This is a genomic window from Streptomyces sp. NPDC039609, assembly GCF_055596705.1.
Map to the genome: position 1 here is coordinate 1 of NZ_JBVIUJ010000017.1, position 26,636 is coordinate 26,636.

The 26,636-nt window shown below is 70.3% G+C and carries 25 protein-coding genes; 18 read left to right on the plus strand and 7 right to left on the minus strand.

Features of this window, described 5'->3' with window-relative positions:
- Positions 1-112: 112 nt before the first annotated feature.
- The 8 genes from ACZ561_RS35520 to ACZ561_RS35555 all read left to right on the plus strand — a co-directional run bounded on the left by ACZ561_RS35520 (position 113) and on the right by ACZ561_RS35555 (position 6,907).
- Positions 113-760, plus strand: coding sequence for an HAD family hydrolase (locus ACZ561_RS35520; RefSeq protein WP_471003389.1), 648 nt, complete (start codon positions 113-115; stop codon positions 758-760).
- A gap of 43 nt (positions 761-803) precedes the next feature.
- Positions 804-2,018 carry an MFS transporter gene (locus ACZ561_RS35525; RefSeq protein ID WP_471003392.1) on the plus strand — a complete coding sequence of 405 codons (1,215 nt, stop codon included), beginning with the start codon at positions 804-806 and terminating at the stop codon, positions 2,016-2,018.
- Positions 1,987-3,165 (plus strand): acetoin utilization protein AcuC, encoded by a 1,179-nt coding sequence (locus ACZ561_RS35530; RefSeq protein WP_471003394.1) that lies wholly within the window; start codon positions 1,987-1,989, stop codon positions 3,163-3,165. Before ACZ561_RS35525 ends, ACZ561_RS35530 begins: the two co-directional genes overlap by 32 nt.
- A gap of 84 nt (positions 3,166-3,249) precedes the next feature.
- On the plus strand, positions 3,250-4,065 hold the full coding sequence (locus tag ACZ561_RS35535) for a phosphatase (protein WP_376446606.1): 816 nt from the start codon (positions 3,250-3,252) through the stop codon (positions 4,063-4,065).
- 128 nt (positions 4,066-4,193) lie between these two features.
- On the plus strand, positions 4,194-4,403 hold the full coding sequence (locus ACZ561_RS35540; protein ID WP_158988220.1) for a helix-turn-helix domain-containing protein: 210 nt from the start codon (positions 4,194-4,196) through the stop codon (positions 4,401-4,403).
- A gap of 132 nt (positions 4,404-4,535) precedes the next feature.
- The gene (locus tag ACZ561_RS35545) at positions 4,536-4,634 is read left to right on the plus strand and encodes a 30S ribosomal protein bS22 (RefSeq protein WP_003948845.1); all 99 of its coding nucleotides are present in this window, start codon (positions 4,536-4,538) and stop codon (positions 4,632-4,634) included.
- Positions 4,635-4,829: 195 nt separating this feature from the next.
- On the plus strand, positions 4,830-5,870 hold the full coding sequence (locus ACZ561_RS35550) for an NAD-dependent epimerase/dehydratase family protein (protein WP_471003397.1): 1,041 nt from the start codon (positions 4,830-4,832) through the stop codon (positions 5,868-5,870).
- Positions 5,871-5,872: 2 nt separating this feature from the next.
- Positions 5,873-6,907, plus strand: coding sequence for a lysophospholipid acyltransferase family protein (locus tag ACZ561_RS35555; RefSeq protein WP_471003400.1), 1,035 nt, complete (start codon positions 5,873-5,875; stop codon positions 6,905-6,907).
- Between the two features lie 99 nt (positions 6,908-7,006).
- On the opposite strand, the gene ACZ561_RS35560 is transcribed toward ACZ561_RS35555, so the two are convergent.
- The 3 genes from ACZ561_RS35560 to ACZ561_RS35570 all read right to left on the minus strand — a co-directional run bounded on the left by ACZ561_RS35560 (position 7,007) and on the right by ACZ561_RS35570 (position 10,700).
- Entirely contained in the window at positions 7,007-8,206 is a 1,200-nt protein-coding gene (locus tag ACZ561_RS35560; RefSeq protein ID WP_471003403.1) for a DUF5667 domain-containing protein, read from the minus strand.
- A gap of 298 nt (positions 8,207-8,504) precedes the next feature.
- On the minus strand, positions 8,505-9,296 hold the full coding sequence (locus ACZ561_RS35565) for an ECF subfamily RNA polymerase sigma factor, BldN family (protein WP_137988687.1): 792 nt from the start codon (positions 9,294-9,296) through the stop codon (positions 8,505-8,507).
- A 453-nt stretch (positions 9,297-9,749) separates the two neighbouring features.
- Positions 9,750-10,700, minus strand: coding sequence for an HAD family hydrolase (locus ACZ561_RS35570; RefSeq protein WP_471003406.1), 951 nt, complete (start codon positions 10,698-10,700; stop codon positions 9,750-9,752).
- A gap of 137 nt (positions 10,701-10,837) precedes the next feature.
- Between ACZ561_RS35570 and ACZ561_RS35575 the strand changes: the two genes are divergently transcribed.
- The 6 genes from ACZ561_RS35575 to hemB all read left to right on the plus strand — a co-directional run bounded on the left by ACZ561_RS35575 (position 10,838) and on the right by hemB (position 17,430).
- Positions 10,838-11,134 (plus strand): glutaredoxin family protein, encoded by a 297-nt coding sequence (locus ACZ561_RS35575; RefSeq protein ID WP_471003409.1) that lies wholly within the window; start codon positions 10,838-10,840, stop codon positions 11,132-11,134.
- Positions 11,135-11,406: 272 nt separating this feature from the next.
- Positions 11,407-12,198 carry a redox-sensing transcriptional repressor Rex gene (locus ACZ561_RS35580; protein WP_471003412.1) on the plus strand — a complete coding sequence of 264 codons (792 nt, stop codon included), beginning with the start codon at positions 11,407-11,409 and terminating at the stop codon, positions 12,196-12,198.
- Positions 12,195-13,550 (plus strand): glutamyl-tRNA reductase, encoded by a 1,356-nt coding sequence (locus ACZ561_RS35585; protein WP_471003414.1) that lies wholly within the window; start codon positions 12,195-12,197, stop codon positions 13,548-13,550. The genes ACZ561_RS35580 and ACZ561_RS35585 overlap by 4 nt, the downstream gene beginning before the upstream one ends.
- Positions 13,547-14,533, plus strand: coding sequence for a hydroxymethylbilane synthase (gene hemC, locus ACZ561_RS35590; protein ID WP_376436227.1), 987 nt, complete (start codon positions 13,547-13,549; stop codon positions 14,531-14,533). Before ACZ561_RS35585 ends, hemC begins: the two co-directional genes overlap by 4 nt.
- Positions 14,530-16,200: a bifunctional uroporphyrinogen-III C-methyltransferase/uroporphyrinogen-III synthase gene (locus tag ACZ561_RS35595; protein WP_471003417.1), complete on the plus strand. Its 1,671-nt coding sequence runs from the start codon at positions 14,530-14,532 to the stop codon at positions 16,198-16,200. Before hemC ends, ACZ561_RS35595 begins: the two co-directional genes overlap by 4 nt.
- 228 nt (positions 16,201-16,428) lie before the next feature.
- Positions 16,429-17,430 carry a porphobilinogen synthase gene (hemB, locus tag ACZ561_RS35600; protein WP_376436233.1) on the plus strand — a complete coding sequence of 334 codons (1,002 nt, stop codon included), beginning with the start codon at positions 16,429-16,431 and terminating at the stop codon, positions 17,428-17,430.
- On the opposite strand, the gene ACZ561_RS35605 is transcribed toward hemB, so the two are convergent.
- Entirely contained in the window at positions 17,414-17,980 is a 567-nt protein-coding gene (locus tag ACZ561_RS35605; RefSeq protein WP_471003421.1) for a hypothetical protein, read from the minus strand. The genes hemB and ACZ561_RS35605 overlap by 17 nt on opposite strands.
- A gap of 40 nt (positions 17,981-18,020) precedes the next feature.
- The gene (locus tag ACZ561_RS35610; protein WP_471003424.1) at positions 18,021-18,905 is read right to left on the minus strand and encodes an NAD(P)-dependent oxidoreductase; all 885 of its coding nucleotides are present in this window, start codon (positions 18,903-18,905) and stop codon (positions 18,021-18,023) included.
- 173 nt (positions 18,906-19,078) lie between these two features.
- On the opposite strand from ACZ561_RS35610, the gene ACZ561_RS35615 reads away from it, so the two are divergent.
- Entirely contained in the window at positions 19,079-19,348 is a 270-nt protein-coding gene (locus tag ACZ561_RS35615; protein ID WP_376436416.1) for a DUF1876 domain-containing protein, read from the plus strand.
- Between the two features lie 309 nt (positions 19,349-19,657).
- The gene (locus tag ACZ561_RS35620; RefSeq protein ID WP_471003427.1) at positions 19,658-21,121 is read left to right on the plus strand and encodes a helix-turn-helix domain-containing protein; all 1,464 of its coding nucleotides are present in this window, start codon (positions 19,658-19,660) and stop codon (positions 21,119-21,121) included.
- 66 nt (positions 21,122-21,187) lie between these two features.
- On the opposite strand, the gene argS is transcribed toward ACZ561_RS35620, so the two are convergent.
- On the minus strand, positions 21,188-22,960 hold the full coding sequence (gene argS / locus ACZ561_RS35625) for an arginine--tRNA ligase (RefSeq protein ID WP_471003430.1): 1,773 nt from the start codon (positions 22,958-22,960) through the stop codon (positions 21,188-21,190).
- Positions 22,961-23,141: 181 nt separating this feature from the next.
- Between argS and lysS the strand changes: the two genes are divergently transcribed.
- Together lysS and ACZ561_RS35635 are read left to right on the plus strand one after the other, a co-directional pair.
- Complete coding sequence (gene lysS, locus ACZ561_RS35630; RefSeq protein WP_471003433.1) at positions 23,142-24,869, plus strand: lysine--tRNA ligase; 1,728 nt, start codon at positions 23,142-23,144, stop codon at positions 24,867-24,869.
- A gap of 175 nt (positions 24,870-25,044) precedes the next feature.
- Entirely contained in the window at positions 25,045-25,251 is a 207-nt protein-coding gene (locus tag ACZ561_RS35635; protein WP_471003435.1) for a hypothetical protein, read from the plus strand.
- An 18-nt stretch (positions 25,252-25,269) separates the two neighbouring features.
- Here the strand turns inward: ACZ561_RS35635 and ACZ561_RS35640 are convergent, their stop codons facing one another.
- Entirely contained in the window at positions 25,270-26,544 is a 1,275-nt protein-coding gene (locus ACZ561_RS35640) for a DUF2637 domain-containing protein (RefSeq protein WP_471003438.1), read from the minus strand.
- Positions 26,545-26,636 lie beyond the last annotated feature (92 nt).

The following is a 26,636-nucleotide window of genomic DNA, read 5'->3' on the forward strand; positions in this document are numbered from 1 at the left end:
TGCAGGGGGGACCCTGTGGGAGAGTAGGACGCCGCCGAACAATCATTGTGGGAAAGCCCCGCACCTTATGGTGCGGGGCTTTTCTGCGTTCAGGGGCCCTTATCGTGGGCGTATGCGCTACGACCTGGTGATCTTCGACAACGACGGCGTGCTCGTGGACAGCGAGCCGATCTCCAACAGGCTGTTGGCCGGCTATCTGACGGAGGTCGGGCACCCCACCACGTACGAGGAGTCCGTGCGGGACTACATGGGGTCCGCGATGCACCGCATCCATGAGCTGGTCGAGGAACGGACCGGGCAGCATCTGCCGGCGGAGTTCGACGAGACGTTCCACGGGCGTGTCTTCGCCGCCTTTCAGCGGGAGTTGGAAGCGGTGCCCGGGGCCGGGGACGTGCTCAAGGGGCTCGTCGACGACGGGGTTCCGTACTGTGTGGCCTCCTCGGGCAGCCATGAGCGGATCCGGGTCGGACACCGGAAGACCGGGCTCGACGTCTGGTTCCGGGACGAGAACATCTTCAGCTCCGAGGACGTCGGGCGCGGCAAGCCGTCGCCCGACCTGTTCCTCTACGCCGCTGAGCAGATGGGGGTGACGCCCGAGCGGTGCGTCGTGGTCGAGGACAGTCGGCTCGGGGTCCAGGCGGCGCTTGCGGCCGGGATGGACGTGTACGGGTTCACCGCGATGACGCCCGAGGAGAAGCTGGCCGGTGCCACCGGGTTCTTCGGCAGGATGGACGAGCTGCCGGCGATATTGGGCGTGTGATCCATCTACCCATGGGTAGGGCCGCGTTCTACGCTGTGCCGCCATGACGGATGCGCGGTTGCGGCGTGGGCGGGGATCCCTGGCAGTCAGTTTCTTCGTGCAGGGAGTCACGTTCGCGCTCCTTGTGACCCGAATACCGGCGATCCAGGACCGGTACGGGATCTCGGACGGGCTGTTGCCCGTCTTCCTGGCCGCCGTGCCGATCCTGGCCGGTGTGGCCAGTGTGGGCACGGAGAAGGTCGTGGCCAGAGTGGGGCCGGGAGTGGTGCTGCGGTGGGCGCAGCCGCTCGTTCTCCTGGCGTTGCTCGGGGTCGGGGCGGGGAACGAGTTGTGGCAGGCGGCCGTCGCGCTCGGGGTCTTCGGGCTCGCGGTCGGTGCGCTGGACGCGTCGATGAACATGCTCGGGGTCAGCCTGCAGCGGGCGTACGGGCGGAGCATCATGCTCGGTTTCCACGCCGCGTACAGCCTGGGCGGGATCGCGGGTGCGTCTCTGGCGTGGGCTGGCGCGCACTGGCATCTGCCGCTGTTCGTCTCTTATCTGCCGGTGGTGGCCGTCCTGTTGCCGGCCGCGTTCATCGGCAGCCGGTGGTACACGCCGGGGGTGGCGCCCGACGGTGGTGCGGAGCTGCCCGGGAGCGAGGCGACGAAGGGCGGCGTGGGGGTTTCGTTCAAGCTGCTGCTGCCGCTGTGTCTCGTCATGACGTTCGCGTACATCGGGGACTCGACGGTCTCCAACTGGAGTGCCAAGTACCTTCAGGACGTGCTCGGCGGTTCGGAGGAGCTGGCGACCGTGCCGTACAACGCGTACATGGTCACCACGCTGCTCGGGCGGGCGGTGGGTGACTTCGGGGTGCGGCGGCTGGGGGCGGCCATGGTGGTGCGGGGCGGGGCCGTGCTTGCCGCGATCGGGTTCGCGGTCGTCGCGGTGGCGCCGGGGGCGTGGGCGGGGATGGCCGGGTTCACCGTGCTGGGGCTCGGGCTGAGTGTGATCGTGCCGCAGACCTTCGCCGCCGCGGGAAGGCTGTTCCCGGGGGCGAGCGATGCGGCGGTGGCCCGGCTGAATGTCTTCAACTACGTGGGCTTCCTGATCGGGTCCCCGTTGGTGGGGGCGCTCGGTGATGCCTGGAGCTACCGGGGGGCGATGCTGGTGCCGATGGTGTTGGTCCTGGTGACGGTGGCGTACGCCACGTCGTTCGGTTCTCAACCGGCCCGATACGGTGGCGGGCATGAGCGGCCGCGCACTGTTGATGTGGGATGAAGCTGTCACGGGGTACGACTTCGGGTCCGAGCATCCGATGGATCCGGTACGGCTCGCGCTGACCATGGGGTTGGTGCGGGCGTACGGGCTCGATCGGGCCGTGGACGTGGTGGCGGCGAAGCCGGCCGGGGACTCGACGCTCCGGTTGGTGCACCGTGAGGACTATGTGGCGGCGGTTCGGGCCGCTTCGGAGAACCCGAGGGCTGCGGATCAGTCGTACGGGCTCGGGACGGTCGACGATCCGGCGTTCGCCGGGATGCACGAGGCGTCAGCGCTGATCGCCGGCCAGTCGGTGGGTGCTGCGGAGGCGGTGTGGCGCGGCGAGGCCGCCCATGCGGTGAACTTCGCCGGCGGGCTGCATCACGCGATGCCGGGGAGCGCGTCCGGGTTCTGCATCTACAACGACGCGTCGCTGGCCATCGCCCGTCTGCTCGAGCTGGGCGCGGAGCGGGTCGCTTACGTGGATGTGGACGTGCATCACGGGGACGGGGTGCAGGCGGCGTTCTGGGAGGATCCGCGGGTTCTGACGATCTCGCTGCACGAGCATCCGCGGACGCTGTTCCCGCAGACGGGGTGGCCGGAGGAGACGGGTGCGGCGGGTGCGGGCCAGGGGTCCGCGGTGAATGTGGCGCTGCCGGCGGGGACAGGGGACGCGGGGTGGCTGCGGGCCTTCCACGCCGTCGTACCGGAGCTGCTGGCGGATTTCCGGCCGCAGGTGCTGGTGACGCAGCACGGCGCGGACACGCACTTCGAGGATCCGCTGGCGCATCTGGCGGTGTCGCTGGATGCGCAGCGGGCCGTGCAGGTGGCCTGTCATGAGCTCGCGCATGCGCATGTGGACGGTGGGAAGTGGGTCGCGCTGGGTGGCGGTGGGTACGCGGTGGTGGATGTGGTGCCGCGTTCATGGACGCATCTGGTGGGGATCGCCGGGCACGCGGAGATCGATCCCGAGTCGGTGATTCCGTCGTCCTGGCGGGATCTGGTGTACGCGCGGACGCGGCAGCCGGGGCCGGTGCGGATGACGGACGGGCTGTGGCCGGTGGGCTGGCGGGACTGGGAAGAGGGCTACGACCCGGCCGACCGGCTCGACCAGGCGGTGTTGGCGACGCGGCGGGCGGCCTTTCCGCTCAGGGGGCTGCTCCCGTAGGCCTGAGTGGCGTGGTTACGCCAACTGTGGGGTCTCCCTGGTGTTTTGACCCGCTGTCGGGTCCGCTCGGGCAGCATCGATGGGGTGCTGAGTACCGGGGCGTTGCGGGCGCATTTGTTGGCGGCGGGGTTGGCGGGGACGGTGGCGACCTCGCGGGAGGTGAGCCTGCGGAGCTACCGGCTGTTCGCCGCGCGGGATCCGCGGGTGATGCTGGGGCTCGACCCTCAGTGGGGTTGGGGCGAGGGCGAGTTGTTACGGCTGATGGCCGACAAGTGCGGGGTGTCGGGGGATCCGACGCACCGATCGGGGCCCGATGTCATCGATCCGGAGCGGACGTTGGGCGGGCTCGACGCGTTCGCCGCGCGGCTGGGTGAGGCGGCGGGGCGGCGGGCTCCGGTGTTGTTCGGGACGGGGCATCCGCACCGTTTGCTCGGATTCTACGCCGGGCTCGCAGACGCTTTGTCGGCGGCGGGATGTCTTGTTCTCACACCGGCGCAGGGGCGATGTGTCGACATAACGACCCGGTTCGGTCTACGCACGTACACCCTCGACTACGTACGCGGTGTCGCGTTGGTGCGAGAACCGGGTCTGCCGGGAACCGGGCGTGAGACGGGGGCGCACACCCACTCGCCGCTGCCGGTTAGGGCCGCTCTCGAGGGTGCCGTGCTGGGTGGCTGGCCGCTCCCCGAGCTTGTCGTCGGGGACCACGGTTGGGTCTGCGGTGCAGGTCAGCTGGGTTTCGAGGCCATCGGTCTGGCGGATACGGACGATCCCGCGCTGTTCGTCGGTGAGGCGGAGGGGCAGGTCTCCGTCGCCGTTCCGCTTGATGACGCGGTGCGGTCCGATTACTACCGGCCGCTTACTCGCTATGTACTCAATCGAGCGAGTCTGTCACGGTAAACGGCCGATGGCTGCTCCTCTTCCCCACTCGTACCACACGCCCCTAGTCTGGAGCGTGAGCGCACAGCGACGCAGGGTCACCGGAGGGGAAGCCGGTGGGCGTCGTGTGCGGAAGGTACAGGTGGGTCATGGCTGCTGGCGATCGACCTCTCAATGAGGTCAAGTTTCTGACCGTGGCGGAAGTCGCCTCGGTGATGCGAGTGTCGAAGATGACCGTGTACCGCTTGGTGCACAGCGGTCATCTGCCGGCGATCCGGGTGGGCAGGTCCTTCCGGGTCCCGGAACAGGCGGTTCACGAGTACCTCAGGGAGTCTTTCGTGGGGGTGGAGACCGCGTAGCGGGCGCGCGGCCGGGAGTCCGTTCGCCCCTCGGATTACAAGTGCGGCGCTCGGGCCGGTAGGCTAAGCCCTCGTAGGTCGTGTGGGCCCAGACGCCCCGCACCGAGTGAAGAGAAGTGAGCGAGGGTAGTCGTGGGCTCTGTTATCAAGAAGCGGCGCAAGCGGATGGCCAAGAAGAAGCACCGCAAGCTGCTCAAGCGCACCCGCGTTCAGCGTCGCAACAAGAAGTAAGCGACGGCTGTAACGACGGCTGTTTGTGCGTCGAGCGTGGCCCCCCACCGTTTCCGGTGGGGGGCCACGCCTTTTTCGACGCGGTTCGACCCGGTTGCCCACGGCAGTCATCGCAGCGCAACAACAAGGCGCTACGGTGGCGCACAGGCCCCCCGGGGGAGAACTCGGGGGAGAGACCGACGGAAGGCGCTGATCTTGGGGAAGGTCGTGCTCGTCACCGGTGCGGCTCGGCATCTCGGAGGCCGTTTCGTACGTCGGGTCCAGCGGGATCCCGAGGTGGACCGGGTGGTCGCCGTGGATGCGGTCGCGCCGACGCACGATCTCGGCGGGGCCGATTTCGTCCGGGCGGACATCCGCCAGCCCGCGATCGCCAAGGTGCTCGCGGAGCATGACGTGGACACGGTCGTCCATATGGACGTCACGGGTACGGCGCTCGGCGCCGGGGGCCGGTCGTCGATCAAGGAGACCAACGTCATCGGCACCATGCAGCTCCTCGGTGCCTGTCAGAAGTCGCCGCGGATCACGCGGCTGGTGATCAAGTCCAGTACGAGCGTCTACGGCTCCGCGCCCCGAGACCCGGCCGTCTTCACCGAGACGACGCCTCCCAAATCGCTGCCGAGCGGTGGGTTCGCCAAGGATGCCGTAGAGGTCGAGGGGTACGTTCGGGGCTTCGCGCGGCGCCGGCCGGACGTGGCCGTGTGCGTGCTGCGGTTCGCGAACATCCTCGGGCCGCGGGTGGACTCCCCGCTCGCCGAGTATCTGGCGCTGCCCCTCATGCCGACCGTCTTCGGTTACGACCCGAGGCTGCAGTTCGTGCATGAGGACGATGTCATCGACGTCCTGGAGCTCGCGTCGCGTGAGCCGCGCCGGGCGACGCTGAACAGCGGCACGTTCAATGTGGCCGGCGACGGGGTGCTGCTGCTGTCGCAGTGCGCGCGGAGGCTGGGGCGCCCGACGGTGCCGGTGCTGCTGCCGGCGGTCACCTGGGTCGGCTCCGCGCTGCGGACGGTCGGCGTGACCGACTTCGCGCCGGAGCAGATCCGGCTGCTCACCCACGGCCGGGTGGTCTCCACGGTCCAGATGCGCGAGACGCTGGGGTTCGCTCCTCGGTACACGACGGCCGAGACCTTCGCGGACTTCGCCCGTAGCCGTGGACCGGGGCTGCTTCCGCCGGAGACGCTCGCGGGGGTCGTGGACCGGGTCGCGGCCCGGCTGGATCAGAAGGAGCCCAGGTAACGATGGCGGACGCCAAGGTCATTCCGTTCGACGACGACCGGTCACGGGCGCGGCGGCGGCCCGCGAGGGCGGCCCGGGACGCCTCTGTGCGGGCGCTGCCGGGCCAGCACAGGCCGGAGGAGACCGAGTTCCCGTCCAGGCCTGCGGTGGAGCCCGTGACGGCCCCGGAGGGCGCCGAGGAGGCGCCGGAGCGCCGCGGCGGGTGGGAGCGGCGGCTCGCGGGCGGGCTGGCGTTTCTGCGGCGGCGGGTGACGGGGGAGTACGAGGTCGACGAGTTCGGCTACGACAAGGAGCTCACCGACCAGGTCCTCATGTCGCTGGTGCGGCCGCTGGCGGAGAAATACTTCCGCGTCGAGGTGAAGGGTGTCGAGAACATCCCTGCCGAGGGGGGCGCGCTGGTCGTCGCGAACCACTCCGGGACGCTGCCGCTGGACGGCCTGATGATGCAGGTCGCCGTGCACGACCACCACCCGGCCGGGCGACATCTGCGGCTGCTCGCGGCCGATCTGGTCTTCATGCTGCCGGTGGTCAACGAGCTGGCCCGCAAGGCCGGGCACACGCTGGCCTGTGCGGAGGACGCGGAGCGGCTGTTGAAGGCCGGCGAGATCGTGGGCGTGATGCCGGAGGGGTTCAAGGGCATCGGTAAGCCGTTCGGCGAGCGCTACAAGCTGCAGCGGTTCGGCCGGGGCGGCTTCGTGTCGACGGCGCTGCGGGCCGGGGTGCCGATCGTGCCGTGCTCGATCGTGGGCGCGGAGGAGATCTACCCGATGATCGGCAACGCGAAGACGCTGGCGCGGGTGCTGGGGATTCCGTACTTCCCGATCACGCCGACCTTCCCGTGGCTGGGGCCGCTGGGTGCGGTGCCGCTGCCGACGAAGTGGACGATCCAGTTCGGCGAGCCGATCGCGACGGACGGTTATCCGCCCGAGGCCGCCGAGGACCCGATGCTGATGTTCAACCTGACGGACCAGGTCAGGGAGCAGATCCAGCACACGCTCTACAAGCTGCTGGTGCAGCGGAGGTCGGTGTTCTTCTGAGCCGACGGTCGAGCCGACGGTGCCGTCGGTTCCTCCGGTGGTTCTGCCGGCGGTACGACGATGGGGCGCCCCTCCATGGAGGGGCGCCCCATCGTCGTCTCAGCGAGCGTCCTCGCTGTCGATGCCCAGGCCGGGGAGCAGGCCCGGTAGCAGGGGCGGGATCGTGACGTCCGGCATCTCGGGTGTCGACGGGTCGACGGAGGGTGCCGTGGGAATGCCCGCGGGCGGGTTGTCGAGCAGGCCGCCCGTGTTGCCGCCCAGCAGGCCGTCGCTCTCCGGTGAGCCCGAGCCGGAGCCCGAGGGCTGGGGCCGGGTGGAGCCTTCGCCGCCCGTGGAGGGGGCGGCCGGGGAGGACGGCGGGCGCTGGGTCTGCGTACGCGGGGTGTCCTGCGGCGAGCCCGGCGTGTTGGTCCCGACCGCGCCCTTCTCCGGGGTGCGGGGAAGCATCCCCTGGAGCGGCTCGACCTCTTCGTCTATGGCGACGAACACGCCCTCCACCTGGCTGCCGACGTCGGCCAGCTGCACGGGCAGCCGGTCGCGCAGACCGTTCCAGGTGCCGCGATGCGACTGGGCGAAGGAGTTGAGCCGGGCCATCGGGCCGATCTCGCCGTCCCGCTCGTACGCCTGGCGCAGCAGCCGGTGCCCCTCGGAGGCGTCGTGCTTCATGCCGCCGAGGACGCGCCGGATCTCGCTGAGCGACTCGTGGTCGAGGTCGCCGGCGCGGCCCCGCTCCATGAGTCTGCGGGCCTCGCTGAGCCGGGTCGACGCCTGGTCCAGGAAGATCCCGCCCCGCTCGGAGTCGTCGTCGGCCATCCCGCGCTTGATGTCTTCCATGCCGCGCTTCAGCCCATAGAGCGAGTCACCTGGGAGGGCGTCGGAGCTGGCAGCGGCCACACCGCTGAACGCGCCCGCGGCCACACCGACCGTGAGGCCGCCCGCGGCGAGCCCCTTCGACCAGCGGGAGCGGGGGCGCAATTTCCGGAGCGGGGAGGCCCGGTGGGCTCCCCGTCCGCTCGATGTCCGCTGCTCGGGCACCGTAGGGCCCGCGGCCGCGCTCCCCTCCGCGAGCATCGCTTCCATGGCGGCGACGAGCTGGGCTCGTTGCACCACCTTGACCTCGGGGTCCATCGTCGGCTTCGGCAGCTCGCCGAGGCCGTTCGCCAGAGCCAACAGCCGCCCTTGTTCGGCCGGTTCGGCCGACGCCTCGGGCGGTTCGGCCGTCGCGTCCTCGGGCGTCCGATCATCCAGGGCCTGGGCGAAGGCGTTCGCCCGCCGGTGCGCCGATACGTTCGCGATCACTGGCGGCACCTCCTCTCGTCATGACGGTCGACTCCCCGGGGTGTCCGGAAGGTTGCACACCTTGAGCACATCCACACGAACGAGTGAGTGGTTGCGGACATGGCGTGACCACAGGGAGCCTGCATCCCGCACAACGAGCGGCGCGGCACTTGGGTTACGCGCGAAGGATGATCGGACCAGTGCGTCATCGAGGCGTCACCGACTGTGAGTTGGGCGGGGGTCGGGGGACATGGGGGGTGGTGCGGGGGGAGGGGTGCGTCGCGGTAGATGGGGGGCGCGTGTGGGGGGCGCGGAACGGTCAGCGGGCGTCGTCCGGGAGCAGGCGCGCCAGGGTACGCACGGCCCGGTACTGGAGGGTCTTGATCGCACCCTCGTTCTTGCCCATGACCCGGGCCGTCTCGGCGACCGAGAGGCCCTGCAGGAAGCGCAGGGTGACGCACTCCTGCTGCTGGGGATTGAGCCGGCGGACGGCGTCGAGGAGGGCCGCGTTGGAGAGGGACTCCAGGACGGAGTCCTCGGGGCTGCGCTCGACCTCGTTGGCGTCGAGCATCTCGCCCGTGGTCACTTCCAGTCGGAAACGGCTCGACTTGAAGTGGTCCGCGACCAGGTTGCGGGCGATGGTGACCAGCCAGGCACCGAAGTCACGGCCCTGCCAGGTGAAGGTGGAGATCCGGCGCAGGGCGCGCAGGAACGTCTCGCTGGTGAGATCCTCCGCCGTCGCCTTTCCGCCGACGCGGTAGTAGATGTAGCGATAGACCGTGTCGCTGTACTGGTCGTACAGGCGGCCGAAGGCCTCGGCCTCACCGGCCTGGGCGCGCTCGACGAGGTCCATCATGCGGGCGCTGTCGCTGTCGGCGGTGGGGCGGCGGGCGGCGGTCGAGGTTCCGGTGCCGCCGCGGCTGCCCCGTCTGCCGACAGCGGCACCGCTCTCGGCGAGGGCATAGCAGGGACCGGCGGGTGCCGGTGCGGCGAAGGCAAAGGCGGGGACAGGGCCGGCGTACGCGGTGGGGACGAAGCCGCGCAAGTGGTCGAGGACCGTTGCGCGCAGCGTAGCCAGGCCCGAGGCGTCAACCCCGACGTGTGGGTACACGGGACTCCCAGAGGCAGAGCTTCCATCACGTGCAGTGCGGGACCGTTCACTCGTCGTGGCGACGTGTGGGTTCCGTTGTGCGTTTGAGGAGAATAACGCTTCGTACAGGCAGCGCTACACCCAGTTGCGGAAATCACCGATTCCGTCACACCTGTTACCGCTTGTAGGCGAGATCATTCGCACTTCGTGACCGATTGTTGATCGGATTACTTCCGGGTGTGACTGCGTGCGCGCTCTGTTGTGCCCGAGTGTCGGGTGGGGGAGTGATCCGGCCCGCTGTTGGGTAGGGAGCTGGGAATGCCTCTGAGTCGACCTGTGCGGTCGTGTTCGACCACGTACGGGTGAGGCGCGCTGGTCCCGGGTTGTCTCAGGCGGTCGCAGCCGAAACGTATCGGCAGTGTGCGACGCCCCGGGTGTTCCAGGCGGGTCGGAGCCGCCCGCCCGCGGCTGAAGTCAGCGGCGGCGGCGGTGCAGGGCGACCGCGGCGGCCGTGCCGCCCGCCAGTGCGCCGACGCCCGCCGCGGCGGGGATGCCGACCTTGGCCGCCTTGCGGCCCGTGCGGTAGTCGCGCAGCCGCCATTCGCGCGCCCTGGCGTGCTTGCGCAGCTTGGTGTCCGGGTTGATGGCGTACGGATGGCCGACCAGCGACAGCATCGGGATGTCGTTGTGCGAGTCGCTGTAGGCCGCGCAGCGGTTCAGGTCCAGGCCCTCCGCGGCGGCCAGGGCGCGTACGGCCTCGGCCTTGGCGGGTCCGTGCAGCGGCTCGCCGACGAGCTTGCCCGTGTAGACGCCGTCGACCGACTCGGCGACCGTGCCGAGCGCGCCGGTCAGGCCGAGCCGCCGGGCGATGATCGTGGCCGTCTCGACCGGGGCGGCCGTGACGAGCCAGACCTTCTGGCCGGCGTCGAGATGGGCCTGCGCGAGCGCGCGGGTGCCGGGCCAGATGCGGTCGGCCATGTACTCGTCGTAGATCTCCTCGCCGATCGACATCAGTTCGGAGACGCGGTGGCCCTTGACGATGGACAGGGCGCTGTCGCGGGCGTCCTGCATGTGCTCGGGGTCCTCGACGCCGGCCAGCCGGAACCACGCCTGCTGCCAGGCGAAGCGGGCCAGTTCGCGGCGCTGGAAGAACTTCCGCTTGTACAGGCCCCGACCGAAGTGGAAGATCGCGGCGCCCTGCATGACGGTGTTGTCGAGATCGAAGAAGGCGGCCGCCTCGGCGTCGCCCACGACCGGGAACTCGGGCTCGGACGGCTCGGCGGGCTCGGCCCGCGCCGCTTGCTCCCGTTCCAGTTCGAGCTGTTGCGAGGTCTTGCGCGCCGCCTCGGCGGCGGCCTCGCCTGCCAGAACGCTGCGCGCGGTGGCGGAGCGCCTACGGGGGGTGAGCCATCCCAGTGCGGCCATGTCGTGAGCATAGCCATTCTGTTCGGTACTTCCCGACGTCTCGGGATGCGGTGGCGTGAACACTCCGCGACTCTCCTGTTAAACGGACAAGGGGGGAGCAAGCTGGAGAGAGGGAGCACGGCGCGAGGCAGCGCAGAATGGACGGCATGTTTGGACGGACGAAGAAGAAGGACACCCCCGACGCTCCCGTCGCCGCCTCGCGGACCGTGACGCTGATCGGGAAGCCGGGCTGTCATCTCTGCGACGACGCCCGGGTCGTGATCGAGGCGGTCTGCGCCGAGACCGGGGCGCGCTGGGAGGAGAAGGACATCACTCAGGACGAGGAGCTCCACCGGGCCTACTGGGAGCAGATTCCGGTGGTCCTGGTCGACGGCGAGCAGCACACCTTCTGGCGTGTGGACGCCGGGCGGCTCCGGCGTGAACTGGGTGGTTGAGCGGAAGACGGCTACCATCGTGGACGTTTTGTTGACGTTCGGGGGTGTGATCGTGAGGAGAGTGTGCGGTTTTGCCCCCTTCGGGTTCTCAACGGGCTGACGCGCTCCACGGTTCCGTCATGACGCGAACCGACCGCGTGACCCCGGTCACTTTGGCCGGACAAAACGGACACCATCTTTGTGCACGCGTTCACAAAGACATAGCCTGCATTCGACGGGGCGGTCCTGGGACACACGGCCGCCTGCAGCCCCGCTCATCCCGCAGGAGCACCGTGGCAACTGGCCGAACTCACCGACCGGCGACCCGCAGCCGAGGAATCCCCGAGGCCACCGTCGCCCGGCTTCCGCTGTATCTGCGTGCGCTCACCGCACTGTCGGAGCGCTCCGTACCCACGGTCTCCTCCGAGGAGCTCGCAGCCGCCGCGGGGGTCAACTCCGCGAAGCTGCGCAAGGACTTCAGCTACCTCGGCTCGTACGGCACGCGCGGTGTCGGCTACGACGTCGAGTACCTCGTCTACCAGATCTCCCGCGAACTCGGCCTCACCCAGGACTGGCCTGTCGTCATCGTCGGTATCGGTAACCTCGGCGCCGCGCTCGCCGGCTACGGCGGCTTCGCCTCCCGTGGCTTCCGGGTCGCCGCGCTCATCGACGCCGACCCCGCCATGACCGGCAAGCCGGTCGCCGGGATCCCCGTCCAGCACAGTGACGACCTCGAGAAGATCATCGAGGAGGACGGCGTCTCCATCGGAGTCATCGCGACCCCGGCCGGGGTCGCCCAGCAGGTCTGCGACCGGCTCGTGGCCGCCGGCGTCACCTCCATCCTGAACTTCGCCCCGACCGTCCTCTCCGTGCCCGACGGCGTGGACGTGCGCAAGGTCGACCTCTCCATCGAGCTGCAGATCCTCGCCTTCCACGAGCAGCGCAAGGCGGGCGAGGAGGCGGAGGCCGAGGCCACCGCCGCACCCACGCCGCCCACGGCCCTCGGCGCGACGGGCGACGCCCCGCGCAAGGGCACCGGACGCAAGGGACCCGACGGGGACGTCCCCGCCGTGATGCCGGCATGAGTCTCCTCGTCGTCGGCCTCAGCCACCGCAGCGCCCCGGTCAGCGTCCTCGAGCGAGCCTCGCTCGCCGCGGACACCCAGGCCAAGCTGCTCCAGGACACCCTCGCCGCCGAACCGGCCGCCGAGGGAGCCGTCCTGGCCACCTGCAACCGCATCGAGCTCTACGCCGACGTGGACAAGTTCCACGCCGGTGTCGCCGAGCTGTCCACGCTGCTCGCCCAGCACAGCGGCGTCGGCCTCGAAGAGCTGACCCCTTATCTCTACGTGCACTACGAGGACCGGGCCGTCCACCACCTCTTCTCGGTGGCCTGCGGGCTCGACTCCATGGTCGTCGGCGAGGGCCAGATCCTCGGCCAGATCAAGGACGCCCTCGCGCTCGGCCAGGACCTGCACACCGCGGGCCGGCTCCTCAACGACCTGTTCCAGCAGGCGCTGCGGGTCGGCAAGCGCGCCCACAGCGAGACCGGGATCGACCGGGCCGGCCAGTCGCTCGTCACCTTCGGCCTGGAGCAGCTGGCCGACGGCACCGACGTCGACACCTGGGCCGCCGGCAAGCGCGCCCTGGTCATCGGAGCCGGTTCGATGTCCTCGCTGGCCGCCGCCACGCTCGCGCGCGTCGGGGTCTCCGAGATCGTGATCGCCAACCGTACGACCGCCCGTGCCGAGCGACTCGTGCAGATCCTGACCGAGCCCGGGGGCGCGGGTGTGGCCGCACGCGCGGTCGAGATGGTTGCCGTCGGCGACGAACTGACACGTGCCGACATCGTCGTCTCCTGCACCGGAGCCACCGGACTCGTCCTGACCGGCGATGCCGTGGAAGCCGCGATGAAGGGCCGTACGGCCCCGCTCGCACTGCTCGACCTGGCCATGCCCCGCGACATCGACGCCGCCGCCCACCGCATGACGAACGTCCGGCTCATCGACATCGAGTCGCTGGCGGACGCCTCCGCCGACGCCCCGATGGCCGCCGACGTCGACCAGGTGCGCGCGATCGTCTCCGACGAGGTGGCCGCCTTCGGCGCCGCCCAGCGCGCCGCGCACATCACCCCGACCGTGGTCGCCCTGCGCACCATGGCCGCCGATGTGGTCGCGGGCGAGGTCGCCCGGCTCGAGGGCCGGCTGCCCGGCCTCGACGACAAGCAGCGCGCCGAGATCACCCAGACGGTGCGCCGGGTGGTCGACAAGCTCCTGCACGCGCCGACCGTGCGGGTCAAGCAGCTGGCCAGCGAGCCCGGCGGTGCCGGGTACGCCGACGCGCTGCGGACACTCTTCGACCTCGACCCGGAGACGGTCGCCTCCGTCTCCCGGGCCGACCTGAATGACGCCGACGTCAAGAACCGAGGGCGAGTATGACCGAGAGGGCACTGAGGCTCGGGACCAGGCGCAGCAAACTCGCCATGGCCCAGTCCGGGCATGTGGCCGACGCCGTGCGGCAGCTGACCGGCCGACCCGTCGAGCTCGTGGAGATCACGACGTACGGGGACGTCTCGCGTGAGCACCTCGCGCAGATCGGCGGTACGGGGGTGTTCGTCGCCGCACTGCGCGACGCGCTCCTGGCCGGTGAGGTGGACTTCGCCGTCCACTCCCTGAAGGACCTGCCGACCGCCCAGCACCCCGAGCTGGTCATCGCCGCGATTCCGCGCCGCGAGGACCCGCGCGACGTGCTGGTCGCCCGAGCCGGGCTGACGCTCGACACGCTGCCGCAGGGCGCCCGGATCGGCACCGGTTCGCCGCGCCGGACCGCTCAGCTCAACGCGTACGCGCGCAGCCACGGGCTGACCATCGAGACCGTGCCGATCCGCGGGAACATCGACACCCGCGTCGGATACGTACGCAGTGGAGAGCTGGACGCGGTGGTTCTCGCCGCGGCCGGCCTCAACCGCATCGGCGGAACGGAGGAGCTCACCGGCTCCCTGTCGCTCGACCACCTGTCGGTCGACGCCGTCCTGCCCGCCCCCGGCCAGGGGGCACTGGCGATCGAGTGTGTGGCGTCCGACGCCGACCTCGTCGCCGCGCTCGCCGAGCTCGACGACCCGGACACCCGGGCCGCCGTGACCGCCGAGCGATCCCTGCTCGCCGCTCTGGAGGCCGGCTGCTCCGCACCCGTGGGTGCGCTGGCCGACCTGCTGGCCGAGGATTCCGGCCGCGGGCAGATTGTCACTGAAATGCGCCTGCGCGGCGTCGTCGGTACCACCGACGGCTCGACGCTGGTGCAGCTGTCCACCACCGGTCCCGTACCCGCGTCGCACGACGAGGCGATGCAGCTCGGACGCGAACTCGCGGACGAGATGCTCGCCAAGGGTGCGGCCGGTCTTATGGGGGAGCGAGCACTTTGAGCCCCACCAGCCCGACCACCAGCCCCGCGTCCCAGGCCTTCTTCGGTCAAGGGAGCGTCACCTTCCTCGGCGCCGGACCAGGCGATCCAGGACTGCTGACCCTCCGGGCAGTCGAAGCCCTCGCCGGCGCGGACGTCCTGATCGCCGAGCCGGAGGTGCTCGAAGTCGTTCGCGTCCATGCGCGCGCGGGCGTGAGCACGCCTGAGCTGACGGTTGTTGACGAGGCGTCAACAACCGCCGGTGTCCCCGTGTTGAGGGATGCGGCCAATCTTGTCATGGAGGCCGCGAGGGGCGGCAAGCGGGTCGTCCGTGCGGTGACCGGCGACCCCGGCCTCGACGGAAACGCAGGTCAGGAGATGCTGGCCTGCGCGTCCGAGGGCATCCCCTTCGAGGTCGTGCCCGGTGTGGCCACGGCGGTCGGCGTACCCGCGTACGCCGGTGTCCCGCTGCGCGACGCGCAGGGCACCGATGTGCGCTTCGTGGACGCCCGTACCGCCGACGACCGCTGCTGGACCGAGGTCGGCGCCTCGGACGGCACGGTGGTCGTGTCCACCTCGCTCGACTCGGTCGCCGCCGCGGCCGGTGAACTGGTGGCGGCAGGCCGTAAGCCGGACACCCCGCTCACCGTGACCATCGGCGGCACGACGACCCGGCAGCGGACCTGGACCGCGACGCTCGGGACGATCGCGCAGGTCTTCAAGCAGGGGAAGATCCTCCCCTCGCCCGAGGGCCACCGGCCGGTCATAGCCGTGGTCGGCGAGCGCAGCGCCCCGGCGCAGCGGGACCAGCTGGCGTGGTTCGAGTCGAAGCCGCTGTTCGGCTGGCGGGTGCTCGTGCCGCGCACGAAGGAGCAGGCCGCGTCGCTCTCCGACCAACTGCGTTCGTACGGTGCGGTGCCGCACGAGGTGCCGACGATCGCCGTCGAGCCGCCGCGGACGCCGCAGCAGATGGAGCGTGCGGTCAAGGGTCTGGTGACCGGCCGCTACGAGTGGATCGCCTTCACGTCGGTCAACGCGGTGAAGGCGGTGCGGGAGAAGTTCGAGGAGTACGGGCTCGACGCGCGGGCCTTCGCCGGGATCAAGGTCGCGGCGGTCGGCGAGCAGACGGCCGCGGCGCTGGTCGACTTCGGTGTGAAGCCGGACCTGGTGCCGAGCGGCGAGCAGTCGGCCGCGGGTCTTCTCGAGGACTGGCCGCCGTACGACCCGGTCTTCGACCCGATCGACCGTGTCTTCCTGCCGCGGGCGGACATCGCGACGGAGACGTTGGTCGCCGGGCTGATCGAGCTCGGGTGGGAGGTCGACGACGTGACCGCCTACCGGACGGTCCGGGCGTCGCCGCCGCCGGCGGACACGCGTGAGGCGATCAAGGGCGGCGGCTTCGACGCCGTGCTCTTCACCTCGTCGTCGACGGTGCGGAACCTGGTGGGTATCGCCGGGAAGCCGCACAACGTGACGGTCATCGCCTGTATCGGCCCTGCGACCGCGAAGACGGCGGAGGAGCACGGGCTGCGGGTGGATGTGCTCTCGCCCGAGCCGTCGGTGCACAAGCTCGCGGAGGCGCTGGCGGACTTCGGTCTGCGGCGGCGGGCGGCGGCGCTGGAGGCGGGGGATCCCGTGACGCGGCCGTCGGAGCGGCGGCCGGGGGCGCGGAGGCGTCGGACGACGTAGTCGTGTGTGGTGCACGGGGTGCGGGGCCTTTTGGGGTCCCGCACCCCGTGCGTTGGGGGCTTGGGGCGGGGCCTTGCGAAGGGCGCCGCCCCCGGTGCGTGGGGGCGGTCGGGGCGGAGGCGCCCGCACGCGGGTGGGGTGGGTGCGGGGTGATTGGCCGCACGGGGTGGGGGTGATGCCCACAGGCGGTCGGTAAAGGCACTGGGTTCGCGGGCGTAGCCTCGGTTTATGAACTCGTACGGAACCTTTCCCGGGGCGCGGCCGCGGCGGCTGCGGACGACTCCTGCCATGCGGCGGATGGTGGCCGAGACGCGGCTGAGCCCGGCCGACCTGATCCTTCCCGCGTTCGTGCGGGAGGGGATCGACGAGCCCCGGCCGATCACCGCCATGCCCGGCGTGGTGCAGCACTCGCGGGACACCCTGCGCAAGGCCGCCGTGGAGGCGCTGGAGGCCGGTGTCTCCGGGATCATGCTGTTCGGCGTGCCCGAGGACGAGAAGAAGGACGCGGCCGGTACCGCGGGTACGGACCCGGACGGGATTCTTCAGGTCGCGATCCGGGACGTGAAGGCCGAGGTCGGCGACGATCTCGTCATCATGTCGGACCTCTGCCTCGACGAGTACACCGACCACGGGCACTGCGGGGTCCTGGACGCGAGCGGACGGGTCGACAACGACGCCACGCTGGAACGTTACGCCGAGATGGCGCAGGTCCAGGCCGACGCCGGTGTCCATGTCGTCGGGCCTTCCGGGATGATGGACGGCCAGGTCGGGGTGGTCCGGGACGCGCTGGACACCATCGGCAAGGAGGACGTGTCGATCCTCGCGTACACGGCGAAGTACTCCTCCGCCTTCTACGGGCCGTTCCGTGAGGCCGTCGGGTCCTCACTGCAGGGTGACCGCAAGACGTATCAGCAGGACCCCGCCAATGTGCGTGAGTCCCTGCGCGAGTTGGCGCTGGACCTGGAGGAGGGCGCCGACATGGTGATGGTGAAGCCGGCGGGTCCCTACCTGGACGTGCTGGCGAAGGTCGCCGAGGCCGTGGACGTGCCGGTCGCCGCGTACCAGATCAGTGGTGAGTACGCGATGGTCGAGGCCGCAGCCGAGAAGGGCTGGATCGACCGCGACAAGGCCATCTTCGAGACGCTCACCGGGATCAGGCGCGCGGGTGCGCAGATGATCCTGACGTACTGGGCGACCGAGGTCGCGCAGAAGCTCAGCCGCGGGGTCTGACGGTTTCCCGGATCTCTCGCACGATTCCTCGATAGGGACGGAACCGCAGGGCGGTTCCGTCCCCTTCGTCGTCGTGGGCCGTGAGGACGTGGAGCTGCCTGCTGTCCTCGCGGCGGTGGAAGTACTGGGCGACTCCGTCGTCGGAGCGGGTCGTGCTGAGGGTGCGTATGGGAGCCTCCCGGAGCCGTACCACGCGGTCGTGGGTGTAGCGGCCGGGCGGGCCCACCGCGGTCAGGGCCTGCACGGAGGCGGCGATGGCCCGCTGGTTGGCCGGGTCGGCGGTGAAGGCGTAGTGGGCGGCCGAGTCCGTCCACTGGGCGTAGTTGAGGATCGTGCGGCCGTCCGAGCCCATCAGACAGTGGCGGGAGAGGAACGCCTCCGGCAGCTCGGCCCGGGCCCAGGCGTCCATGACGGCGTCCATCACGAGCCGCTGCCGCTCGGCGTCCTGCGTGGACCACTCCGAGATCAGGACGAGGCCGGCATCCGGCCTGGCTAAGGCCGGGAGGTCGTCGGACTCCACGAGCTTCGTTCCCCATGAATCGTTAGTCATGACTAACAGTTTCGGGGGCGCTCGCCTCCCGCGCAAGCGGTTATCGCGTCAGCATCTCCACCAGCCGCGACATGCCGTCCGCCGCGTAGCCCTCTTCGATCGCGCGGTCCAGGAGGCCCTGGAGGGGCTCGAAGAGCTCGGTGCTGACGCCCTGCGCCTCGAACGTCGAGATGAAGTTGGGGAACGCCGCGTGGCTCACGGCAAGGCTGGAGACATCGGTGAGGTGCTTCCCGGAATCGATGTCCCGGGCGATCTCGGGGACGCCGCCGAGCATCGCCGTGATCCAGGGGACCAGGAGTTCGGCGTACTCCTCGGCGCCGACGTTCTCCGTACGGACCAGGGCCAGCGCCTGCATGACGCCGGTGAACATTCCGTACATGCCCGTGAGCAGGCCCAGGTCGTACAGGGCCGCGAGGCCGGGGTCGGTGCCTGTCCACTTGGTGCCGCCCAGCGCCGCGAGGGTCGTGCGGTGAGTCTCGTACGCCTGCTCGTCGCCGCTGTAGAAGACGTACGCGTCCGGGCCCGCGATCATCTGCGGGACGGCCATGATCCCGCCGTCGAGGTAGCGGGCACCGAGCCTCTCTGCCCGGGCGGAGAGCGTCCGTGCCTGCTCGGGCGTGCCGTTCGTGAGGTTGACCAGCGTCTTTCCGGCCACGGAGTCGCCGAGGGCCGTGAACAGTTCGTCGACGTTGTCGTTCGTCAGCAGGCACAGGACGACGAGCGGACTCGCCGCCACCGCGTTCACCGGTGTCTCGGCGGGCAGGGCGCCCTGCGCGACCAGCGGGCCCGTCTTGGCCGGGGAACGGTTCCAGACGGTGACCGGGTGGCCCGCGTTCAGGAGGGCCGTGGCGAGGGCCGTGCCCATCATGCCCAGGCCGAGGACGGAGACCGGGGCGGAGGCGGCTGCGGGAACGGTTGCGGACATGAGTGTGCTCCAGGGCTTGGAATCGGGGGTTCGAGCCGTCCTGCGGCTCGCTTTCGATCCTTCTCCGGGGCGGTTCATCCCACAAGTACCGACTTAATCGTCAGCTACGCACCGATTGGTAAGGATGCGCCGGGCGGCGCACCCTGGAAGTACCTCAGGAGGTGGTCCTCATGATGCACACGCTCGTGGGATGGCACGTCGAGATGGAGTTCCAGGAGGAGGGCGACCGGACGAGGGCGGCCGCCATGGTGCGGCTCGGTGACGGCACCGAGTTCCGCGCCCAGGGCAACGCCCACCGGCACCCGTCGGACCCGGAGCAGCTGCGGGTCGGCGAGGAGATCGCGGGCGCACGCGCGCTCATGGATCTCGCCTCGCAGCTGCTGCAGAAGGCGCACACGGAGATCGACGAGGTGTCGGGCAGGACATCCCGCCCCATCAGCTGACATTGCGTCAGCACGTCGGCGGCGAGGGCGACGTGAACGCGTCGGCCTCGCCGCCGATGCCGCGAGAGCGGTCAGCTTCGGGTGATCAGAGTGATCACGATCGCGGTGCATGTGATCAGGACTGCGACGGCTACGACGTCCGTCAGACGGCTGCTGGGCATGGCCTCACCCTGCGGGGCGGGGTGATCTCGCGGCAACGGTCACGGGACAATGGGGGAAGCTGGAACGCGCGGACCTGCCGTGACCTGGGGAAATGACCCACCCCTGGAATGCGTTCCTGGGACGGTCGAGACGAGGGGGACGGGGCGGGTGGCAACGGAGGCCGATGGTTTCGCGGAGCTGGTGCGCGGTCTGAAAGAACGATCCGGGCTCAGCTACGGGGCGTTGGCGAAGAAGCTGCATGTCAGTACGTCGACGCTGCACCGGTACTGCAACGGCGACGCCGTTCCGGCCGAGTTCGCACCGGTGGAGAGACTGGGGCGGCTGTGCGGAGCCTCCCGCGACGAGCTGATCGCACTGCACCGTAGCTGGATCCTGGCGGACGAGGCCCGCCGGCGGGGCAAGAACGGACCGGCGGCTCCTGAGCCGCAGGGTCCGGCGGAAACCGTGGCGGGAAGCTCGACGGCAGCCGCAGTGGAGACCACGGCGGAATCCACGGCGGAAACCATGGCGGTGACTGCTCCGGAAGCTGCGCCGGACGCCGTTTCGGATGCCCGCTCGGACGCCGCCTCGGGCTCCGGCTCGGACACCGCCGCGACGCCCACAGCCCCTGAGCCCGCAGCCGAACCCGGAGCCGACCGCGAGCCCGAGGTCGTCGTGACCGTGCAGGCGCATCCGCGACCCTCGGACGCCCCCGGTGCGTCCGCCCGCGCCCGCAAGCGGCTGCGGACAGCCGTCGCCGCGGCCGCCGTCGTCGCGCTCGCCGTGCCCGTGGCGTACGCCGTCGGCCGCCCCGACGAGAAGGGCGCCGACGACGCGAAGACCTCCGGACAGCACGCGAACGGATCCGTCGAGCCGCCCGCGGCGAGCATCTCCGCGCACGTGAAGGCCTCCGCCTCCACCTCGGGCTCCGCCTCCTCCGCCGCCACGACGCCGAGTGCGCCGGCGACCGCGTCCCGGGCGAACCCATCCGCCCGGACGACCCGACAGCCGACGGGCGACCCCGTGAGCGTGGGCATCAGCTCCTACAACTGGGCCGGGGCCTGCGGCCAGCACTACGTGCTCGGCCAGCCGCCCGGGCAGGTCCCGCCCCCGCCCGCCCCGCAGGACAGCCGAGGCTGGGCGCGGGCGCTCGGCGGGGTCGACGGCGGCCATATGCAGCTCCAGCTCACCGTCACCGGCCGCACCGAGGAGGCCACGGTCCTCAACGCCGTCCGCGTACGGGTGGTCGAGCGCGCCGCACCCCTGGACCGGGCGGCGTACTTCATGGGGGACGGCTGCGGCGGCGGCATCACCCCGCAGGCCTTCGACATCGACCTCGACGCCCCGCACCCCACCGCGAAGCCGGTCGCCGGCCTCGACGGCGAACACCGGGTGCCGGCCAAGGACTTCCCGTACAAGGTCTCCACCAGCGACCCGCAGGTCCTCAACCTCGACGTGCACACCGAGTCGTACGCCGTCTCCTGGTACCTGGAAGTGGAGTGGAGCAGCGGCGAGCGGCGCGGGAAGGCACGCGTCGACGACGGCGGGAAGCCGTTCCGTACGAGCGCGATCGAAGGGAAGAAGGAGTACATCTACCGGCCCGAGAAGGGCGAGTGGGCCGCCCCGCAGTGAGCGAAGGCGAAGGCCCCGGCGCCGTACGGAACGGAGCCGGGGCCTTCGTCGTGCTGTGGCGCGTCGTCAGAGGCGCTCGGGCGTCCGGATGCCCAGCAGGGCCAGGCCCTGGTGCAGCGTGCGGGCGGTCAGGTCGCAGAGGAACAGCCGGTTCTCCGCGATCTCCTGCGGCGGCGCCGGCTTGATGACGGGGCACTGGTCGTAGAACGTCGTGTACAGCGACGCCAGCTGGTACAGATACGCGGCCAGCTTGTGCGGGGCGTACTCCTCGGCGACCTCGGCCAGCGTCTCGCCGAACTGGTCCAGATGCAGACCGAGCGCGCGCTCCGCCGGGGCCAGCTCCAGCTCGGGGTGGGCCAGCGGCGTGAGCTCGCCCGCCTTGCCGAAGATCGACCTGATACGCGCGTACGCGTACTGGAGGTACACCGACGTGTCGCCGTTCAGCGACACCATCTGGTCCAGGTCGAACTTGTAGTCCCGCGCCGCGGACGTCGACAGGTCGGCGTACTTGACCGCGCCGATGCCGACGTACTGGCCGTTCTCGACGATCTCCTGCTCGGTGAGCAGGCCGCGGTCCTTGTCCTTGTCCCGGACCACGGCGGTCGCCCGGTCCACGGCCTCGTCCAGCAGGTCCACCAGCCTCACCGTCTCGCCCTCACGGGTCTTGAACGGCTTGCCGTCCTTGCCGAGCACCGTGCCGAACGCCAGCTGGACCGCCTTGACCTCGTCGTTCAGCCAGCCGGCCCTGCGGGCGGTCTCGAAGACCATCTTGAAGTGCAGGGACTGGCGCGCGTCGACCACGTACAGCAGGGTCGTCGCCTTCAGGTTCTGCACCCGGTCACGGATCGCGGACAGGTCCGTGGCCGCGTAGCCGAAACCGCCGTCGGACTTCTGGACGATCAGCGGCGTCGGGTTGCCGTCCGGGCCCTTGACGTCGTCGAAGAACACGCACAGCGCACCGTTGGAGCGGACCGCGACGCCCGACTCCTCGAGGATGCGGCAGGTCTCCACCAGCATGTCGTTGTAGCCCGACTCGCCGACCACGTCCGGGTCGTGGATGTCCATGTCGAGCTTGTCGAAGACCGAGTAGAAGTAGATCTTCGACTCGTCGACGAACCGCTGCCACATGGCACGCGTCTGCTCGTCACCGGCCTGGAGGTCCACGACCCGCGCCCGCGCCCGGGTCTTGAACTCCTCGTCGGAGTCGAACAGCGCGCGCGAGGCCTTGTAGAGCCTGTTCAGGTTCGACATGGCCTCCTCGCCGGAGACCTCGTCCTCGGACTTGTGGTCCAGCTCGTGCGGGTGCTCGACCAGGTACTGGATGAGCATGCCGAACTGGGTGCCCCAGTCGCCGATGTGGTGGCGACGGACCACCTTCTCGCCCGTGAACTCCAGGATCTCGACCATCGCGGCGCCGATCACGGCGGAGCGGAGGTGGCCGACGTGCATCTCCTTGGCCACGTTCGGCTGCGCGTAGTCGATCACCGTCGTGCCGGCGTTCTCCCCGAACGCCACGCCGAGACGGTCGTCGGCGGCACGGGCGGCGAGGGTCTTGATGATCGCCTGGTCGGTGACCGTGATGTTCAGGAAGCCGGGGCCCGAGACCTCGATCTCCCGCAGCACGTCGTTCGCCGGGATGCCGTCGACGACCTTCGTCGCCAGCTCACGCGGGTTGCCCTTGAGCTTCTTGGCGAGGGCCAGGATGCCGTTGGCCTGGAAGTCGGCCCGGTCGCTTCGTCGCAGCAGCGGGTCGGCGGAACCGGCCTCCGGCAGTGCTGCCGAGAGACCTTCCGCGAGACGCTGCTGCACGGTCGAAGCGAGGGAAGGGACCGAGGCCATGAGCTTCCGTTCCTGTCGATGGTTCAGTGGTGGGCTTTATCGCTTGTCAAGTGTCCCACGGGCGGGCAACGTGTTTTCTCCACCTGTGGACAACCACAGAGTGCGCCGTTCCGTCTGGGAGAATGGCTGACGTAAGGCTGCAAGGCTTTCGAGGGAATCAAGGAAGAAGGACGTACCGACCGTGGCTCAGAGCAGCACCGAGACCGACTGGGTCTCCCGTTTCGCGGACGAGGTCATCGCCGAGTCGGAGCGACGTGCGCCTGGCAAACCGGTCGTCGTCGCCTCCGGACTCTCCCCCTCCGGCCCGATCCACCTGGGCAACCTCCGCGAGGTCATGACCCCGCACCTGGTCGCCGACGAGGTCCGCCGCCGTGGGTACGAGGTCCGGCACCTGATCTCCTGGGACGACTACGACCGGTACCGCAAGGTGCCGAACGGCATCCCCGGTGTCGACAAGGACGGCTACGAGCAGCACATCGGCAAGCCGCTCACCTCGGTCCCGGCCCCGCCCGGGTCCGCCCACCCGAACTGGGCCGAGCACTTCAAGGCCGCCATGGTCGAGTCGCTCGCCGAGCTCGGGGTCGAGTACGACCCGATCAGCCAGACCGAGCAGTACACGGCGGGCACCTACCGCGAGCAGATCCTGCACGCCATGAAGCACCGCGGCGACATCGACGCGATCCTCGACCAGTACCGGACGAAGAAGGCGCCGAAGAAGCAGTCGCAGAAGCCCCTCGACGAGGCCGAACTGGAGGCCGAGGAGGGCTCCGGCGCGGCGAACGAGGACGACGGCTCCGGCGGCAGCGGCGGCTACTTCCCGTACAAGCCCTACTGCGGGCAGTGCGAGAAGGACCTGACGGCCGTCACGTCGTACGACGACGAGACCACCGAGCTCGCGTACACCTGCACGGCCTGCGGCTTCTCCGAGACCGTCAAGCTGAGCGAGTTCAACCGCGGCAAGCTGGTCTGGAAGGTCGACTGGCCGATGCGCTGGGCGTACGAAGGCGTGATCTTCGAGCCCTCGGGCGTCGACCACTCGTCGCCCGGCTCGTCCTTCGTCGTCGGCGGCCAGATCGTCCGCGAGATCTTCGACGGCGTCCAGCCGATCGGCCCGATGTACGCGTTCGTCGGCATCAGCGGCATGGCCAAGATGTCGTCGTCGAAGGGTGGCGTGCCGACGCCCGCCGACGCCCTGAAGATCATGGAGGCGCCGCTGCTGCGCTGGCTGTACGCGCGCCGCAAGCCCAACCAGTCCTTCAAGATCGCCTTCGACCAGGAGATCCAGCGGCTCTACGACGAGTGGGACAAGCTCGAGGCCAAGGTCGCCGACGGCTCCGTGCTGCCGGCGGACGCGGCCGCGTACACGCGCGCCGCCCGCACCGCCGCCGGCGAGCTGCCCCGCACGCCGCGGCCGCTGTCCTACCGGACCCTGGCCTCGGTCATGGACATCACGGCCGGCCACGACGAGCAGACCCTGCGGATCCTGACCGACCTGGACCCGGAGAAGCCGGTCACCAGCCTGGACGAGGTCCGCCCGCGTCTGGACCGCGCCGAGAACTGGATCACCACCCAGGTCCCGGCCGACCAGCGCACCATCGTCCGCGACGAGCCCGACGCCGAGCTCCTCGGCTCCCTCGACGACCAGGGCCGCGAATCCCTGCGCCTCCTCCTGGAGGGCCTGGACACGCACTGGTCCCTGGACGGCCTCACCACGCTCGTCTACGGCGTCCCCAAGGTCATGGCCGGTCTCGACCCCGAGGCCAAGCCGACCCCGGAGCTGAAGATCGCCCAGCGCGCGTTCTTCGCCCTGCTCTACAAGCTCCTCGTCAGCCGCGAGACCGGGCCCCGCCTGCCCACGCTCCTTCTCGCGGTCGGCGCGGACCGCGTGCGCAAGCTGCTGGGCGCGTAGCGGTACACGGATCGGTCATCGGCAAGGGCCGCCACCCGGTTGGGTGGCGGCCCTTCGCCGTCCTCGGCGCGGATCGCGGACGAGGCCGGCGGCAGCCCTTCTCCATCCTTGGGACTAGACCCGCTTCCGACGTGGGCACGACGAAAACGGGGAACCCGCGGGAGACCGTGAAGGCATGAAGAACGAAGTCATCGCAGTCATCGGATGGATCACCCTCGTCCAGGGTGGACTCGGCGCCGGCGGGCAGATCTTCGGGGACAAGGCCTGGGGAGTGCTCCAGCAGTGGTGGGACATCCCCACCCCCGGCTACGTCGTCCTGGCCCTCGCCGGAATCGCGCTCGCCCTGTGGGGCGAGACCGCGAAAAAGCGGGCCAAGGCCTGAGCCCCGACCCGCCGCCGGTCACGGGATGTGGTTCTCCGCCATCTCCCGCTCGATACGGTGCCGCAGCTGCGGAGTCAGCTCCCGCAGGATCGACGCACTGCGCGGGTGCTGCACCCCGTACATGTCACTGAGCCATATGTCGAGCTGCTCGGCATTGGGGAAGTCCTGCCGCTCCTCGACGTAGTCCCACATCGCCTTGTAGGCCGCCTCGGAGAACTCGTCCACGGGCGGCTCCGGCTCGACGAACTCCGGGTACTCCTCGAACTGCTCCGCGCCCTGCTCCTGGCGCGGGCCCGGGATCACCACATCCTCCGGACCCTGCGGCACCGCCACGGGCGTGGGCTCCAGCCCCTCCACATACCGAGGGTCGAAGGCCGTCTCGTACGCCTCCGGCGGCAGGGTCTGCGCGTGGAACCACGGGCTGTCGTGGTTCGCGGGCAGCTCCGGACCGACCGGCCCCTGGCCCGGCGCCTGGCCCTGACTCCGGCCCTCGCCCTGGCCCTGGGGGAGCTGCGGCTGCGGCTGCGCGGCCAACTGGACCGGCGCCTGGACCGCCTGCACCGGCTGCGGCTGCGCCACCGTCGGCTGCGCCGGTATCAGCGCCGGCTCCACACCCGCTGCTGCGAGCCCCGCCGCCGCCGTCTCTGCCAGCGGCACCCCGTACTTCGCCAACCGCAGCGGCATCAGCGCCTCCACCGGCGCCTTCCGCCGCCACGCCCGTCCGAAGCGCGCCTGGAGCCGAGCCTGGTAGATCAGCCGATCCTGCTCCAGCTTGATGACCTGCTCATACGAGCGCAGCTCCCACAGCTTCATCCGCCGCCACAGCCGAAACGTCGGTATCGGCGACAACAGCCAACGCGTGAGCCGTACGCCCTCCATGTGCTTGTCGGCCGTGATGTCGGCGATCCGGCCCACCGCATGCCGCGCCGCCTCCACCGCGACCACGAACAGCACCGGAATGACCGCGTGCATACCCACACCCAGCGGGTCCGGCCAGGCGGCCGCGCCATTGAACGCGATCGTCGCCGCCGTCAGCACCCACGCCGTCTGCCGAAGCAGCGGGAACGGGATCCGGATCCAGGTCAGCAGCAGGTCCAGTGCGAGCAGCACACAGATGCCGGCGTCGATGCCGATGGGGAAGAAGTACGAGAAGTCGCCGAAGCCCTTCTCGACGGCGAGCTCGCGCACAGCGGCGTACGAACCCGCGAAACCGATACCGGCGATGATCACCGCACCGGCGACCACCACACCGATCAGTATCTTGTGCGTGCGTGTCAGCTGCACCGCGGCCACCCGCGATCCCCTCCCGTCAATCCACATCTCGCGGGCACAGCGTGGCACATGCGCGAGAAGCCCGGCCCCCGGGGGAGGGACGGACTCCTCGA

What these genes read in the sequence shown, in the direction of transcription:
- ACZ561_RS35635 (WP_471003435.1), top strand. Translation starts at nt 25,045, where the DNA reads ATGAAGAACGAAGTCATCGCAGTCATCGGATGGATCACCCTCGTCCAG.
- ACZ561_RS35570 (WP_471003406.1), bottom strand. Translation starts at nt 10,700, where the DNA reads ATGGCCGCACTGGGATGGCTCACCCCCCGTAGGCGCTCCGCCACCGCG.
- ACZ561_RS35585 (WP_471003414.1), top strand. Translation starts at nt 12,195, where the DNA reads ATGAGTCTCCTCGTCGTCGGCCTCAGCCACCGCAGCGCCCCGGTCAGC.
- ACZ561_RS35605 (WP_471003421.1), bottom strand. Translation starts at nt 17,980, where the DNA reads ATGACTAACGATTCATGGGGAACGAAGCTCGTGGAGTCCGACGACCTC.
- ACZ561_RS35575 (WP_471003409.1), top strand. Translation starts at nt 10,838, where the DNA reads ATGGACGGCATGTTTGGACGGACGAAGAAGAAGGACACCCCCGACGCT.
- hemB (WP_376436233.1), top strand. Translation starts at nt 16,429, where the DNA reads ATGAACTCGTACGGAACCTTTCCCGGGGCGCGGCCGCGGCGGCTGCGG.
- ACZ561_RS35555 (WP_471003400.1), top strand. Translation starts at nt 5,873, where the DNA reads ATGGCGGACGCCAAGGTCATTCCGTTCGACGACGACCGGTCACGGGCG.
- ACZ561_RS35610 (WP_471003424.1), bottom strand. Translation starts at nt 18,905, where the DNA reads ATGTCCGCAACCGTTCCCGCAGCCGCCTCCGCCCCGGTCTCCGTCCTC.
- ACZ561_RS35540 (WP_158988220.1), top strand. Translation starts at nt 4,194, where the DNA reads ATGGCTGCTGGCGATCGACCTCTCAATGAGGTCAAGTTTCTGACCGTG.
- ACZ561_RS35525 (WP_471003392.1), top strand. Translation starts at nt 804, where the DNA reads ATGACGGATGCGCGGTTGCGGCGTGGGCGGGGATCCCTGGCAGTCAGT.
- ACZ561_RS35530 (WP_471003394.1), top strand. Translation starts at nt 1,987, where the DNA reads ATGAGCGGCCGCGCACTGTTGATGTGGGATGAAGCTGTCACGGGGTAC.
- ACZ561_RS35520 (WP_471003389.1), top strand. Translation starts at nt 113, where the DNA reads ATGCGCTACGACCTGGTGATCTTCGACAACGACGGCGTGCTCGTGGAC.
- ACZ561_RS35615 (WP_376436416.1), top strand. Translation starts at nt 19,079, where the DNA reads ATGCACACGCTCGTGGGATGGCACGTCGAGATGGAGTTCCAGGAGGAG.
- argS (WP_471003430.1), bottom strand. Translation starts at nt 22,960, where the DNA reads ATGGCCTCGGTCCCTTCCCTCGCTTCGACCGTGCAGCAGCGTCTCGCG.
- hemC (WP_376436227.1), top strand. Translation starts at nt 13,547, where the DNA reads ATGACCGAGAGGGCACTGAGGCTCGGGACCAGGCGCAGCAAACTCGCC.